This window comes from Bacteroidota bacterium (assembly GCA_039821555.1).
GTDB lineage: Bacteria > Bacteroidota > Rhodothermia > Rhodothermales > Rubricoccaceae > JBCBEX01.
The window spans coordinates 160537-175625 of sequence record JBCBNX010000003.1; the positions used below are offsets into that span (position 1 = coordinate 160537).

The window sequence follows — 15089 nt, forward strand, 5'->3', positions numbered from 1 at the left end:
GTGAGGGAGGCCGGGCGGTGGCGGGGCGCCTCGGAACGGACGCGACCAGCATAGCCGTCCCGCCGAGCCTCTCACATCGGCCCTGTGGCCCCTTTCGCTAGAACCTTCGTCTACTCCCCACGCCGAGCGCCCCACGCCGAGCACCCTCGCGCCGTCGCATGCGCGCCGTCGCATGCGCATAGGCATGGGCATGGCTACTTTGCCTCGTCCAGCTCCGCACCACGCGCGGAACCGTCTCTGTTCAGCCCCGAAGATCCATGAACGTCCACTACCTGGAAATCGTGACACCCGACGTCGAGGCCGTGTGTGCGCACTATGCCACGCTGCACGGCGTTGCCTTTGGCGACCCCGTTGCCACGCTCGGCGGCGCTCGCACGGGCAGCCTGGCCGATGGCGGATCGGTCGGCGTGCGCGCCCCCATGCACGACGCCGAGTCGCCCGTCGTCCGACCGTACACGCTCGTTGACGACATCGAAGCCGCAGTCGCTGCGGCTGGCGACGCTGGTGCTCAGGTCGCTCTGCCGCCCATGCCGCTCCCTGGACACGGCACCTGCGCGATCGTCATCCTCGGCGGCATCGAGTGCGGACTGTGGCAGGTGTAGGCTCAACGCTGCAGGCAACGTTGAGGTACGGAGGTGTGGACGTATGAATGTGTGAACGAAGGCCACCACCTTCCGCACGTCACGTAGCTACAGCGCTACTCTTCCAGGAAGCGGCGGATCTCGGCGAGGTAGGCGTTGGGCTGGTCCCAGAAGAGCGCGTGCCCAGCGTCTTCGATGAATCGGTAGGTCCCTTGCGGGGCCAGCGCAGCGTGCTCGTAGGCGCTCGCGAACGGGATGTAGTCGCAGGAGCCTTGCAGCACGAGCAGCGGTACCGGGCTTGCTGCCAGCTCGGGGCGCCAGTCGTCCATGTCGCCGTACCAGTTGCTCCAGCCGTGCGAGTAGAAGCCACCGCCGCCCTCCTCGGGCAAGACGTGGGCTGGGTCGCAGACCATCCCCCGCGTGATCTTCGAGACCACCGTGTTGAGCACGCCGTCGGCCTCGTCGTCGGGCATCAGCGATACGTTGAATGCCGTCGCCAGCGCCACCGTGGCGATCGAGCGCACGGGCCACGAACTGAGCCCCGCGTCGTGTGAGATGTCTGCGGGCTCGCGGAAGGTGAGCGAGTCCGGCACCGGATAGGCTGCCCCAGTCGCCCACTGGCCGTCCTCGTCGAAGAGCGCGGGCTCGATACCGCCCGGCGAGGTGAGGATCGCACGGGCCACGAGGTCGGGGTGGTGCGCGGCCATGTACGACGCCAGCATCCCGCCGTAGGACTGCCCGATGAGCACTACCGGCCCGCCACCGAGGTGCTCCGCCACAATCACGCGCAGGTCTTCAGTGTGGCCGAGGAAGGTGTAGTCCTTTGGCCTGGCGAGGCGGTCTGAGAGGCCAGAGCCGATCTGATCGTAGAGGTAGACATCGTGCCCGAGCGCCGTGAGCGGGCGCAGCGCGTCGATGGCCGATGAGTGGATGTAGCCACCAGGGCCGCCGTGCAGGTAGACGACGGGCGGCTTCGGACTCGTGGCCGTCTCCGACGTGGTGTCGGCGGGCAGGTGCGTGTAGGCGATGCGGTAGTCGCCAGGCATCGTCCAGTACTGCGTGCCTGCGCGCGGCGTAATTGCGGGGATCGTTGGCTCGACGGGGATCGCGATGACAACGCCGAGCACGAGGACGGCGAGGCCCACCGCGAGGGCGAGCGCTTTGAAGGCGGTGCGGATCACAGGACGGAGGTGGCTGGGCTCCCTCCGCGCTACGCCAGGGCGATGGCAGGGTTACGCCCAGCCTGGCTGGCGCTGCTGGCCTATCCAGCGCTCTGCTCTAGCGCCCTACTCTAGCGCTCTCCATCCGGCTGGCCGCGTTCCGCATAGATCGCCGCACGGCGGAGCGCCTGGGTGGTCGCCTCGGCAAACACGCGGCGGATGCCAGCATACGACCACCCGAGGAACGCCTGTGCCTCGGGGTCACGGAGGCGCTTGGCAAGGTGGTCGAGCTTGGCGTCCGACACGTGGTGCAGCGCGTTGCCGAACTCGTAGAGCGCGTCCATGCGGACCTGCTTCCAGACCTCCTCGGTCTCGTCGGCGAGCTGCGCACGGAAGCCCTGCACTGCCGCAGCGTCGATGGCCTGCGGCTTCGTCTCGGAAAACACCGCCCACGAGGCCTCGGAATAGAGCCCCATCATGAACGATGAGAAGCCGAGCGCATCGTCCACCCGGAGCAGGCGCGCGTCGCGGTCGGTGAACTTGAGGGTGTCCCACCGCTTGCGCTCCACCACGGGGAGGTAGTCCGCGAACACGTCGCTGAGCAGCGAGTCGGCGGCCCAGGTCTCGAACGCGTCGAGCGTCGAGTCGGCGACCGTAGCCGCGAGGGTGTGGGCGATCTGGTCCACGTTGCGGGCAGGCGCGAACGCGTCGGCGAAGACTTCGGCGAGGACGGCCTCCTCGGCGAGGACGGCCTCCTCGCCGGGACGCAGCGCGGCTTCGTCCAGCAGCATCGCGGCGGTGACCTCGGCCGTGACGACGTTCGACACGGTTCGGACGAAGCCGGCCAGGCCGGTGTTGACGAGAAGGACGCGGACGCGGTCGCGGCGGACGGCCTCAGGGTTGTCCGAGGCCGCTTCGGGCCGCCACGTCGAGGGCTGGATGCCCGCCTGGTCGAGGACGAGCGCGTTGAAGCCCTCCTCGCGGGCGGTGTCGACCCCGCGGCGGAGGGTAAGCAGCGCCTGCCCGGCCTCGCTGCGGAGCGCGTCGGTGTAGCGCTCGATGTCGGAGTCGGGGCGGTCGCGGTAGAGGAACTGGTGCGTCCGCACGCTCAGCCGCACCTCGCGGCGGGCCTGCTGCGCGCCCTCGCTGGCCACGTAGAGCTCGATGGCTTCGAGGGGAATCTCCTCCTCGTAGGCGTTGGTGAGCGCCGCGAAGAGCGTCATCGTGCGGTGGAATCGGTTCACCACGAGGTCGTGGTAGCGGATCTCCTCGACCATCGCCTCCATGAGTGGGAGCCGCGCCTCCAGGTGGGGCGGGTAGCCCTCGGAGTCCACGCGCCGCAGGAACGCGCGGAGCGAGTCAGGGTCAGCCTCGACCTGTCGGCCCAGGACCATCTCGACGAGCGGGGCGCGGAGCCACGCCCCGACCTGGGCAAGCGTAGCGTCGGGCTGCCGGTTGAGGTAGCGGAGCCGGAAGGCCTCGGCCTGCTCCGGTGTGAGCAGCGGCTCGATGCGGGCGCGGGCCTCGGCACGGGCCTCGGCGGGCCACTTCGACGTGGCGTCGTCGAAGAGGGGGAGGTATTCCCGCACGGCGGCGGTGTCGCCCCCGGCGAGGTTGAGCCGCGCCGTGATGAGCGCGACCGTGGCTTCGCGGTCCTGCGCCGAGAGCACCGTGTCGGCGGGCACGGGCGGCATGGCAACCGGCGGGAACGCAGGCTGGGCGGCAGCCGGGACGGCCCGGAGCAGAATCGCGAGCAGCAGGGCCGCCATCAGCAAGACGGAGGGCAAAGCGGGACGAAGACGCATCACGGGGCGACAGGTGGAAGGGCGGCAACATACGGCCAGGGCCTCCGCAATAACCAGCGGCGGCTTACCCATCGCCTCCCTCCCATCGCCCTGTCCCGATGCCAGAGCAGCGACCGCATTCACAGCAGCACGATGCCGAGCGCGATCAGCGCGGCGAGGATGACGGCGAAGTTGAGCACGAACGCGACGATGGCGGCCACCAGCAGCGGCAACCGCGAGAGCCGGAAGAGCGCCAGCGCCGCGACGGCCTTGCCCCGCGCATCCGTGGCGAGCACGCGCAGCGCCCACAGCAGGCGCACGAAGCCGACGGCCCGCGCCTGCCCACGCTCCGCCCGCACGACCGCCGCCTGCGTCTTGCTCTCGGCGAGCATCCCCCGCAGCACCTCCGGCAACGTCAGCACGCCCTGCACCGTGTTGACTGCCAGCCAGGTGACCCCGGCCGGCACGAGCAGCGGCGCCAGCAGCACGACCGCGAGCCACCACGAGAGCCGCCCCGCAGCCGCGAACTGCCCCGCCACCAACCACCACAGCACCCCGGCCGACACCGCAGACACGGCCGCCACCGCGAGCGTCCGCTGCAAGGTGCGCCGCACCAACCCACTCAGCCGGTCCAGCCGCGAAGGGGCCGAGCCAGACGGGACGGGCGAAGACGAGTCTGGCGAAGACGGCATCGCAGGCGAGTCGGCCATGGGATACGAGGCGAGCAGGTGAGCGTAGAGACAAAGTACTGGCCACGCTCCCCTCGCTTCCCGACGCCCATCTCCGCTTGCTATGCCTACGGATACCCCCATCGACCTGCGTGCTGTGCTTGCGGAGGCCTGCACCATTGCTGTGGTGGGGTGCTCCCCGCGCGCCTCGCAGACGAGCCACCGAATCGCGCGCTACCTCCAGGACGCGGGCTACCGCATCGTGCCGGTCAACCCGCACCACGAGACGCTCCTCGGCGAGCCCTGCTACCCCGATCTCGTCACGATCCCGACGGAAGTGATCGTCGACATCGTGAACGTGTTTCGGCGTCCGGTCTTCACCGAGGGCGTCGTGGCCGATGCCGCCGCCCGGCTGGAAGCTACCGGACAGCGGCTGCTCATCTGGACGCAGATCGGCCTGCACAGCGCCGAGGCCGAGGCGCTCGCCGCCACGCACCGGCTCCCCTACCTCGCGGATCGCTACATCATGGTGGACCATATGGACCAGGTCTGAGGCCTCCGTTCGTTCCGTCCTAGCCCGCGCATTGGTCAGCAGGGGATCAGGGACGCTGTCCGCCTGTTTCGCTTTCATCCGAAGCACTGACTCCGAAAGCAGGTTCGTTCTATGTGCCGGGGCCTACCGCCCAGCCTAGACACCCACCTGTGCTGACGGGTACTGTGACCGTGTCACTCCACCACCATTCTTTGCTCGCTTTGCGCGCCCTCCTTCTCCTGCTGCTCGCAGTCCTTGCCGTCGTGCCCCCGTCGGCTTCCGCCCAGCCCCTGTCCGCCGAGTCGTTGTCGGCCCTCGACTATCGGCCGCTCATGCTGACCGGGCCGGACCTCGCGCCGCTCCTCGCGGCGGCCTCTGACGCGGCCACCCCGGAGGGGCTCCGGGCGTACGCCTACGTCGGTGGGGCGTGGCAACTCATCCCCGTCCAGACGCTCGAACGCGTCCGCACCGACCTCGCGTTCGCCTACCCGGCGGAAGTCCGCCAGCGCTCCGACCTCGACCCCGACGCCATCGACGACCTGCTACTCTACGCGGACCCCAGCCTCCTCATCGGCGCCGACCCCGACCCGCGCATCGACGAGGATGACCAGGTGCTGTTGCTCCCGTCGACGTTCGGCTTGGAGGCACCGAACGGGAGTGTGCCGGCAGGGGTGGAGGCCGCCGACCTCGTGCGCGTGCGTGTGGCCGACCCGCTGGGCGGCGTAGACCGGGTCGCCTACCTCGCGCTCGCCCCCGATGCGCCGCCCGTGCCCGACGCTGGCGTGCGCTACGACTACCGCCCTGACAGCGATACCTACGACTACATCGGCACCAACCCGGAGCAGAGCGTCGTCACGACGCCCTACTACGAGCGTCACTTCCGCGACCGCTGGATCGAAGACCGATTCCACGTGCGCCTCGACCCGGCCGACCCTTACAGCCCCGACCTGCTGGACCGCCGCCGCATGGGTTTTGAGCCGACCAGTTGTGCTCGGACGGAGAAAACGGCGTCAGAGAGCCGCGGGGCGCCCGTCGCCAACGTGTGCGGCCCCGTCGCGTGCCTGCGCTCCGTGGTCGGCTTCAACTCGGGCCCGCTGACGCAGCTCACCTACCTCTTCTTCCCGCGCTACACCGAGACGCGCATCGACCTGCGCGTGCACCCGGTGCCAGGCGTCTCGTTCTGGCGCGACTGGGCGCCGATCACGCAGGGCGCGACCTACGTCTCGAACCTATTCCCGGACGGCGTCCCCCTGGATGGGCAGCCCGATGCCGTCGAGGGCTCGCTCGACTGGGACGCGCTGCTCTTCGCGCAGGGCTCGGTCGTCTCGTCGTGGCGGGTGGACGCCAACGTGCCGCAGTGGGACCCGGAGGCCATCTGGCTGGACGAGGAGAACCCGGAGCTGACTCCCTGCACAGGCGACGAGGCCTACTACGGCGCGAGCGGCTCGTTCGTCCGCACGACTGTGGCGGTGTCCACCGACCCGCGCGACCCCGGCTACCGGCTGCTCGGCAGCACGTCGCGCACGGCCGTCGCCCCGCGCCTCAACGCGGCGGAAGCGGCGGCGCTCGGCGAAGCGCTCGGCACCGAGTTGGACGTGAGCGTCGACGCCAACGCGGTGGACGCCGAGCAGGACCGGCCCGCCTCGGCAGTGCTCGACGTGGCGCTCTATCCGAACCCGACGGCGGGCACGACGACGCTTCGCCTCACACTCGACCGGGCGCAGGACGTGACCGTGCGCGTGTTCGACGTACTCGGTCGGGAGGTGGCGCGCACCGACGCCGCACTCGGCGCGGGAACGCAGACACTCACGCTGCCGACCGACGCTCTCGCTCCTGGCACCTACGCCGTACGCCTCGACGCCGCCGACGGCGTGGCGACGAAGCGCCTGAGCGTGATATAGGCACGCGGGCCGTGCTCAAACAGACGATGCCGGCCTCGCCGTGGGGCGAAGCTGGCATCGAGCGTGTCGTCTTTGTTGCTACTAGAGCAGTCCGCGCCCTTTCGCCCAGCCGCGGAAGCCGTCCACGAGCCCGTCGAACGACTTGACGACGAAGAGCACGTCCTGGAGGTGCCACACGTCGTAGTCCTGGTGGATGATGCGGTGCGGGTCGAAGCCGTAGCGCGTGACCTCGTCGCCGAGGGCGTGGACGACCTCGCTGGCCGAGGACATGATGCCCGCGCCGAAGAGCCGCAGGCCCTCAGCCTGCTGGATGAGGCCGAACTCGACCGTGAACCAGTGGAAGCGCTCCAGGCTGACGCGGTCCTGGCCCTCGGCGTTGAGCGCGGCTTGGCCGAAGAGCTGGTAGAAATCCGCGAACGCGGGCTGCGTCAGCATCGGCATGTGGCCGAAGATGTCGTGGAAGAGGTCCGGCGCGGGCGTGTAGTCGAGTTCGTGCGGCTCGCGGATGTAGTCCGTCGACGGGAACTGCCGGTTGGCGAGCAGCTCGAAGAACTGACGTTCGTGGAGCAGGCCGGGGATGCGCGCCACCTGCCAGCCGGTCGCGGCTTCAAGCGACGCTGAGAGGTCGCGCAGGTGCGGGATGCCGTCGGCGTTGAGGCCGAGCGTCTCGACGCCTTCGAGGAACGCCTCGCCCGCGCGGCCGGGCAGCAGGTCCATCTGCCGCTCGAAGAGGAAGCGCCACGACTCCTGGTCGCGCTCGGGATAGATCGGCGGCTCGATGGCCGCGCCGAGCGGCGGCGGCTCGGTGAGCGTCTGCGGCACGCAGCGCGGGTCGATCTCGTCGGCGTTGGCCTTCTCGTAGGCGGAGAGCGGGCGCTCGTACTTCTGCGTGTACTTGGCTTTGTCGTTGAGCGGCATCGTGCCATCGACCGAGGCTGCCTCCTGGGAGATCGCCGGGGTCGCTTCGGCGATGGATCCATCGCCGGCCGTGAGTGCAAAGTCGGGGGAGGGCTGCGGAGCCTCGGTGCTCATGAGCGGACGGGGAACGTGGAACGTGGAACGACGGGGGACCTGGCGCGGGGTCAACGTAACGCGGGGCGACGTAACTGCGGCCTCGCGGACATCCGCGCGCGGGTCAGGAACAACTGTGCTGCAAACACGCCGAGCCCGCAAGAGTTGCGCCGTATTTGCGCTTTTCGGAAGCGCTTCCAAGCTGCTGGTCTTAAGGTAGTAGCTTTGGCGCGCAGGTGCAATGGGGCAGATTCGTAGCCTACGGTTCGACAACCACAGTCCAGACCTGCGAGCCAACGCCTCGGCCCTGCTATCCCTGTGGGTGCGCGTGTCCCGGGTGCTTGTGTCTCCGTGTCCGTGCGTGCGGATCAGAGCAGGCTGCTCGACCGTCCCAGCCGGACCGTTTCTTCCCGCTTTGCCTCCGAAACGCTATGCCGTGGCCTGCCCTACCCCTCGCCGATTGGGAACCGACCTACGCCACCCTCCACCGCTGGACGCAGATCGTGGGCAAGGTGCGTCTCGCGGCAATGCCGTGGACCAACCACGCCTGGCACACGCCGCTCTACGTCACCCCGCGCGGGCTCTCGACGGGCCTCGTCCCGCACGACGCCGCTTCGTTCGAGTTGGCCTTCGACTTCGTCGACCACCGGCTGCACCTCACCACCGAAGACGGCCGCGCGGCCTCGTTCAACCTCCAGCCGATGGCGTCGCGCCCGATGTCAGTCGCGGCGTTCTGCGACCTGCTGACGCACCTCCTCGCCGCGCACGGCATCGATATGCCGATCTGGCCCGTGCCGGTCGAGATTCCCGGCGACGTGCTGCCGTTTGACGAGGACGAGGCCAACGCGGCCTACGACGCCGACGCCGCGCACCGCCACTGGCAGATCCTCGTGGCGAGCCACCGTGTGTTCACGCGCTTCCGCGCCCGGTTCATCGGCAAGTCGAGCCCGGTGCACTTCTTCTGGGGCGCGTTCGACCTCGCCCTCACGCGCTTCTCGGGGCGCACGGCCCCGGCCCACCCCGGCGGCGCGCCCAACTGCGCCGACTGGGTGATGGAGGAGGCCTACTCGCACGAGGTGTCCAGCGCGGGCTTCTGGGCAGGCGCGGGCCTCGGCGAACCGGCCTACTACGCCTACGCCTACCCCGAGCCAGAGGGCTACCGCACCGCCGCCGTCCGACCAGAGGCCGCGTATTACCATGCTGACCTCGGCGAGTACGTCCTCCCCTACGAAGCCGTCCGCACCGCCGACGACCCCGACGCGGCGCTCCTCGACTTTCTCCAGACTACCTACGAGGCCGCCGCCGACCTTGCCGACTGGGACCGCGCGGCCCTCGAACGCCCCGCGCTGCCAGCCCCGCACCGCGCCTGACGATGCCCGAGCGCTGTAGCTAAGGCCGACCTCAGCGCGCCACCGTCACCCGCTGCGTTGCCGTGACCCCGCCGACGGTCGCCCGCACCACATAGACGCCCGGTGCGAGCGCGGCCGTGTCGACCGCAAGCGTGTGCACGCCCGCCGCACGGTGGCCCTCGGCCAGCACTGCCACCTCCCGTCCGAGCAGGTCCGTCACCACGACGCGCGCCTCGGCGGGCTGCACAAGCGTCAGCGGCACCGTCACCGTACTCCGCGTGGGATTCGGATACGGCAGGCCCAGCACCACCGCCTCACCGGGCGTTCCCACCGGCGTGTCCTCCGAGGCCACCACCACCCGCTCCACCGACCGCAGCACCGCGCCCCGGCTCTCGTTGCCCGGCTCCCCCGTCGTGGCGAGCCACACCCGCTCCTCCGGCCCGATCGCGAGCGCCTGCGTGCGCAGAAACTCCTGTCCCACGAGCGCCATCCCGTCGAGCCGACCCCGCTCCGTCCACGTCCGGCCCCCGTCCACCGACGAGAACACCGCGCCGTCGGGCTCCCCCGGACGGATCGCCCACCACGTCCCGTCCGGTGCCTCCGTGACCGCCATCGGCGTGTCGCTGTCCGAGGGTACACGCCCCCGGAACGTCCAGGCCTGCCCGTCCTCGCTCACCCAGATGCCGCCGCGCGGGTTGCCGAAGTCCGGGGCGTTCGCCGTGGCACCCGTCACGAAGAGGTCGCGCGTGGGCGAGTAGATCACGTTCTCGGCGAAGATGTTGCCGACGAAGTCGGACGCCTGCCAGGTGACGCCGCCGTCGAGCGAGAAGACGGCTCCGCTGACGCCGACGCCAACGACCGTGCCTACAGTGCGACGCTCGGACGAGACCGGAGCGTAGGCGAGGGTGCGGATGAAGACGCGGTCGAGGACGGAGGGCCCGGGGGCGTGGGGGGTCCAGGTGAGGCCGCCGTCGGTGGAGCGGGCGACCGTCTCACGCTCTGGGCTGACGGTGCGGTCGTCACCGTCGGTCAGGAAGGCCGCTCCACCGGGCGCGTCGGGGGGCAGTTCGACGAAGGTGTCGGCATCCGGGAATGCGTTCGTCCAGGTGTAGCCGCCGTCTGCTGAGCGCCCTAGATTTTGCGTAGCTGAGAACAGAATACCCTCGGTGGTGAGAAACGTCGGCCCGTTGGTGAACCTCCCTTCGAAGCGGAGAGTCCAGGAGCCGCTGTAGGGATGGGTGAGGTCGAAGACTCCGCCGTCGGCGACGACTAGAAGGGTGGAGTCTGAGAAGAAGAGCAGGTTGCTAAATTTTAGCGCATCGTTGTCATACTCGGTCTGAGCGACGACCTCGAACGTGAGCGCAGCTTCCTGGGCGGTGCTCGGAGGGGGGACGACGAGCACGCTCAGCGCCAGGCAGAGGGCACGAGCGGCGGGTCTCAGGGGAAGGCACATAGCGTGGATGCGTCAGCAGAGTCGAAGAGCCAACCGGTCAGTAGGCAGGGGACCTACACAAGAAACGGACCGGTGGAATAGGCAGCAGCGCAACCCTCACACCGGAGGGCTGCGCCACGCCAAGAACGGTGGTAGTTCAGCGTGCGACCGTGAGCCGCTGCGTCGAAGCGACCCCGTCCACGCTCGCCCGCACCACGTAGGTGCCTGCGGCCAGTGCCGAGGCGTCGAGCGCGAGCAGGTGCCCCCCGGCGGAGAGCCTGCCCTCAGCCAGACGCGCTACCTCGCGGCCCAGCAGGTCATAGACCACCACCCGGACCTCTGCCTCGTCACGCAGCACCAACGGCACGGTTGCGCCACCACTCGACGGGTTCGGGTACGCTGCTCCCAACACGAATGCCTCCACAGGTGCACGCGCCGAGATGACCGGGACGGTCTCCGACCCCTCTTTGCGAAGACCTCCCGCTTCGTCACGGTACGCCCTCAGGTCCGTGTCGACAGCCTCAGCGACGAGTTCGGTCACCTCGCCCTCCGGCCAAACTGTGCGTACGCCCGCGAGTGCCGCCTCTGCCGCCTCCACGTCGCCAGCGTCGATAGCGAGAAAGGCGAGCGTCGCGTAGGCGTGTCCAGCTAGCTCGACGTGGTCACTGCGCTCGCTCCGGGCATACTCCTCCGCGATGGAGGTCGCCACGCTGCGGGCGTCGTCTGAGCGCCCCTCGGCCAAGCGCAGTTCGGCGAGCGCCGTGAGGGCGTAGGGCCGGTGCTCGGCCCGCTGGCTCTGTGCCGAGAGGAACACATCGAGGCCTGCCGCGCTGCCTGAGCGTACACCTCCAGCGATGGCGAGGTAGGCTAGTTCAGCGTCGCGCTCCGTCTCTGCCTCATTCACCGCAGCGATGAGCAGCCCAAGCGTCTCGCCCGCGCTCTGCTGACGAGCATACCAGCGTCGAGCGTCCATGCCCTCGGGCGGACCCGATGGAGCAAACGTCGGCGTGTCGGGATCGACTGTGCTCGGGGAGCCGCCCGTGCGTGCTGCCGCGAGGTATCCAGTGGGAGCATCGCCCGTCACCTCATTCAGCGGGGCGCATCCTGTCTGCCCAGCACTCGTGAGAAAGGGCGTGCCATCAAAGGTGCCGCCGTTAGTAGTGGTGATGTACGTGAGGCTCGGTCCAGAGGACACCCCCCAGTAGTTGCACTCGGCGATGATGTCACCGCTATCCGCGAAGGCGTGGAGTTGGCTGCCAGTACGCAGGAACGAGTTCTGGAAGTACTGGCCTGCTAAGAAGCCTGCGTCGAGGTAGCCGCCGTTCCGAGCTTTGAGCGTGCCATCCGCGTTGTCTTCAAGGACGTTGTTTTCGCCGGAGACAAATTGTCCAGGCAGACCGAAGCGGATGTTGCTCGCGAGCGTGCCCTCGGCTCCATACTCGCCGCTGCCCGTGATCTCCGAGTCAGCGAGGTAGATATCGCTCTTGTAGGCAAGAAGACCTGCATCCCCACTACGGGTGATCTCTGCTTCGCCAAGGTAGACCTCTACTCCGCTCGCCGCATGGATGCCGAGAGTGCCGCTGTTGTCGATTTTTGTATCGGCTCCAAGGGGAGGGCTCGTACTCTCCTTGAAGTTGACTACAGTTCCTGCCCCTGAAGCGTAGATGCCGCGAGAGCCCGCGTTGAGGATTTGCGAGTCGAAGAGGTCCACCGTGGCCTTGCGAACGCGCAGGGCGATGCCCGTCGTCTCTTCGATGGTGCTCGCTTCGATGGTGCCCGACGAGCCGGTGCGGAAGTAGATGCCGTTCCAGCCCTGGTTGGCGAAAGGCCCTCCCTCCGTGAACGTCACATCCTCCGCCCGCAGCCGCTGTTCGATCTCGAGCGCTTTCCCTGGCTGAAAAGCCAGGACCGGCGATGTGGTGGGCGTCGGCACGGAGCTATGCAGTGGGAACTTGAAGTCCCAGTTGAACCCTACGGGGTTAACAACATCGCCAGCGAATGTATATCGCCCACCGAAGGGATACCCTCGACCCGTCGAGATGAAGTAGATACTCTGGGCGCAGGTATCCGTTGCCCCGTTGCTTGCCAAGAGCGCACACAGCGTAGGCGTGTCGTAGGGTAGCACCCAATCGTCGCCGAGCAGATCGCTGATGGACGCCTTGGTGCCGAACGCCTGGTTGAAGAGCTTTGGATAGGTTGTAGGCAGATGGTGGACGCGGGCAGGCGTCGAGCCGTTTGCGGCCTGGTAGACAAAATAGCCATCCGCCATGGCTAGGGTGTCCTGCTGCGCGTTTTGGTCCCAGAAACCATCCTGGCATCCAGTCGCGTAGGTAAACTCGGCGATCGTACCGCTTCCACTCTGGGTTACGAAGTTTCCAGACAGATCGAATGCGCCCTGCACGAACTCGATCAGATAGGGTCCGCTGTTCGAGAATGGAAAGTCTGCATTCGCATCGAAACATTGGTCTCCAACTTGGAAACGGACCTCACAGTCACCATAGCCGTCCGTGGTGTTGATGTAGGGGCCGTAGGTACCCACGTTCTGGCCGTTCGAATCGACAGCCGCAGACGTGACGCGGATGGACACTTGGTCGGTGGACTCGTTCTTGAAGGCAATCTCGATGTCCGTGAAGTTGACACTACCCCCGCAGATCTTACTGGGCCATTGTGCTGAAGCATTGCCCGCAGGCCAGAAACATGCGATCAGGCATGCAGCGACTAAAGAGCCATGCACCAGTCTAAGTCTTAGAGAGAGAGGGACGTAAACCCATAGCAGACTTCAGAGTAACGAGAAAGAAGACGAATTGAATGGGGTTACTTCAGAGTATAGAAGGCCTGGTCGATATCCAATTTCTACACAATTAGTAACAATAGATACATAACGTCCTAATCATTCATCGTCGCCTGTTTTCACGTGCTACCACCAGTGTGCTCTCGTCTTTTCGGTCGCCCGCGTATCCCTCAGTGCAACGTGCGAGGACCCGGCTCCCCTAGCCGACGAACTGCTGGTAGTGCGTCCAGCGCTCCAGGATGTGCGCCACGTAGGTGACGGGTTCGAGGCCGCGCGCGAAGCCGTACTTCACCACCGGGTCCGTGTAGACGGCGCGCTTCGACTTCTGGAGCAGCCAGTAGGCCACGTCCTCCCAGCGGTCGGGGTCGTCGCCGTGCTTGACGGCGAGGCGGCGGGCGTCCTCCACGTGCCCGTGCCCGGTGTTGTACGACGCGAGCACGAACTTCAGCCGCTCCTGCGGGTCGGCAATCTCGCCGTCCCAGTAGGTTTGCAGCCACGCGAGGAAGCGCACGGCGGCGGCCACGTTGTCGGCGGGGTCGTTGGGGTCCGTGACGCCGAACTCCCGGCCGGTCGCGGGCATGAGTTGGAGCAGCCCCTGCGCCCCCGCCCACGAGCGGGCGTTCGGACGAAAGCGCGACTCCTGGTAGGCCTGCGCCGCCAAGAGCCGCCAGTCCCAGCCGATCGTGTCGGCGTGCGTCTGGAAGAGCGCGTCGTAGTCCGAGAGCGTGCCCGTCTCGCCGGTGAGGTAGGTACTGGCGATGCGCTCGCGGTAGCCGCGCCGGTCGACGAAGTAGCGGCGGTAGGTTGTGTTCCAGAACGCCGAGGCGCGCTCGCCGACGATCCAGGCGTCGAGCGCCGCGCGGAGGGCGGGCGCGTTGGCGCGGACGCCCCAGGCCACGGCGTGCGGCTCGCCCAGCGACGGACGCACGACGAGGTTGGCGTACTTGCTCTCCGAGAGCCGCCCGACGTTCTCCGGGCTCACGGCGAAGTCGAGGCGCGCGGCGGCCACGCGGCGGATCAGCTCCTCGGTCGAGGTGTCCACCTCCACGACCTCGATGTCGCCCGAGATCGTGTCGGCGAGTTCCACGAGGTCGTCCACGAACGGCGAGGCCTCGGGGACGGCGACCTCCTCGTTGGCCAGTTCCCGCGGGGCCTGCACGAGCCGCGCGCGCAGTTCGACGGAGTCCGGTGGGTAGGCGTCTGCGAGCGAGTCTGCCAACGTGGCGAGCGCGAGGCTGTCGAGCGCGTCGACGACCGGGCCACCGGCGTCGGCATCGGGCGGCCCGTCGCGCTGGACGAGGACGGGCTGGGTCTCGTAGAGCGCGCGGCTGTAGCGCACGAACGCCGAGTCGGCCGCGTCGGGGATGAGGCGCCCCGCCGCGATGTCGCCCTCGCCGCGCAGCAGGTGCACGAGCAGGCTGTCGCGCGGCACGAGGCGCATCTGGAGCGTCAGCCCCTCGTCCTCGGCGAAGCGGCGCAGGAGGTCGTACTCGTAGCCCATCGGCTGGCCACGGTAGAGGAAGTACGACGTCGAGTTGTAGGTCGTGAGCACGGTCAGCGTGTCGCCCGCGCGGATCGCGTCGAGGTCGCGCTCGATGGGATCAGGAAGCGGCAGACTGGCGGGCGGCGCGTCGGCGGCATTCGGCTCGCTGGACGCCAGCACGACCACCCAGAGGAAGAGGGGCACGAGCAGGACCGCGACATAGCGCTTGCGGATAGACGACAGCATGGACGACTCTTCGCCGGACGAATTCTTGTTTGCACGATTTCTTGGGCACCTTGGACGGGGGACGGGCGTGGCAGGGTCCTCGGCACAGGCCCAGCCCCCGCATATCCTAGCGGCTTTTCTCTAGCCTCTACGCTCCCTTCACCTGCTTCAC

Annotated in this window: 11 protein-coding genes; 4 read left to right on the top strand and 7 right to left on the bottom strand. The window is 68.1% G+C overall.

Annotation, left to right across the window (positions count from 1 at the left end; translation table 11 throughout):
- The first annotated feature begins 257 nt into the window (after positions 1–257).
- Entirely contained in the window at positions 258–602 is a 345-nt protein-coding gene (locus tag AAFU51_05110; GenBank protein ID MEO1570628.1) for a hydroxylase, read from the top strand.
- A 95-nt stretch (positions 603–697) separates the two neighbouring features.
- Here AAFU51_05110 and AAFU51_05115 read toward each other — a convergent pair whose 3' ends face one another.
- The 3 genes from AAFU51_05115 to AAFU51_05125 form a co-directional block, all read right to left on the bottom strand.
- Positions 698–1762, bottom strand: coding sequence for an alpha/beta hydrolase (locus tag AAFU51_05115; GenBank protein MEO1570629.1), 1065 nt, complete (start codon positions 1760–1762; stop codon positions 698–700).
- A gap of 110 nt (positions 1763–1872) precedes the next feature.
- Positions 1873–3546, bottom strand: coding sequence for a hypothetical protein (locus AAFU51_05120; protein MEO1570630.1), 1674 nt, complete (start codon positions 3544–3546; stop codon positions 1873–1875).
- Positions 3547–3665: 119 nt separating this feature from the next.
- A complete protein-coding gene (locus AAFU51_05125; GenBank protein ID MEO1570631.1) occupies positions 3666–4235 on the bottom strand; it encodes a hypothetical protein in 570 nt (189 codons plus the stop codon).
- An 82-nt stretch (positions 4236–4317) separates the two neighbouring features.
- Between AAFU51_05125 and AAFU51_05130 the strand changes: the two genes are divergently transcribed.
- A complete protein-coding gene (locus AAFU51_05130; protein ID MEO1570632.1) occupies positions 4318–4746 on the top strand; it encodes a CoA-binding protein in 429 nt (142 codons plus the stop codon).
- 200 nt (positions 4747–4946) lie between these two features.
- Complete coding sequence (locus tag AAFU51_05135; protein ID MEO1570633.1) at positions 4947–6626, top strand: T9SS type A sorting domain-containing protein; 1680 nt, start codon at positions 4947–4949, stop codon at positions 6624–6626.
- A gap of 81 nt (positions 6627–6707) precedes the next feature.
- Here AAFU51_05135 and AAFU51_05140 read toward each other — a convergent pair whose 3' ends face one another.
- Positions 6708–7658: a phenylalanine 4-monooxygenase gene (locus tag AAFU51_05140; protein ID MEO1570634.1), complete on the bottom strand. Its 951-nt coding sequence runs from the start codon at positions 7656–7658 to the stop codon at positions 6708–6710.
- Positions 7659–8068: 410 nt separating this feature from the next.
- On the opposite strand from AAFU51_05140, the gene AAFU51_05145 reads away from it, so the two are divergent.
- Positions 8069–9007, top strand: coding sequence for a DUF5996 family protein (locus tag AAFU51_05145; GenBank protein ID MEO1570635.1), 939 nt, complete (start codon positions 8069–8071; stop codon positions 9005–9007).
- A gap of 31 nt (positions 9008–9038) precedes the next feature.
- Here AAFU51_05145 and AAFU51_05150 read toward each other — a convergent pair whose 3' ends face one another.
- From AAFU51_05150 to AAFU51_05160, 3 genes are all read right to left on the bottom strand, one after another.
- Positions 9039–10388, bottom strand: coding sequence for a T9SS type A sorting domain-containing protein (locus AAFU51_05150; protein ID MEO1570636.1), 1350 nt, complete (start codon positions 10386–10388; stop codon positions 9039–9041).
- Positions 10389–10575: 187 nt separating this feature from the next.
- On the bottom strand, positions 10576–13005 hold the full coding sequence (locus AAFU51_05155; protein ID MEO1570637.1) for a T9SS type A sorting domain-containing protein: 2430 nt from the start codon (positions 13003–13005) through the stop codon (positions 10576–10578).
- A 403-nt stretch (positions 13006–13408) separates the two neighbouring features.
- The gene (locus AAFU51_05160) at positions 13409–14938 is read right to left on the bottom strand and encodes a transglycosylase SLT domain-containing protein (GenBank protein ID MEO1570638.1); all 1530 of its coding nucleotides are present in this window, start codon (positions 14936–14938) and stop codon (positions 13409–13411) included.
- Positions 14939–15089: the final 151 nt, after the last annotated feature.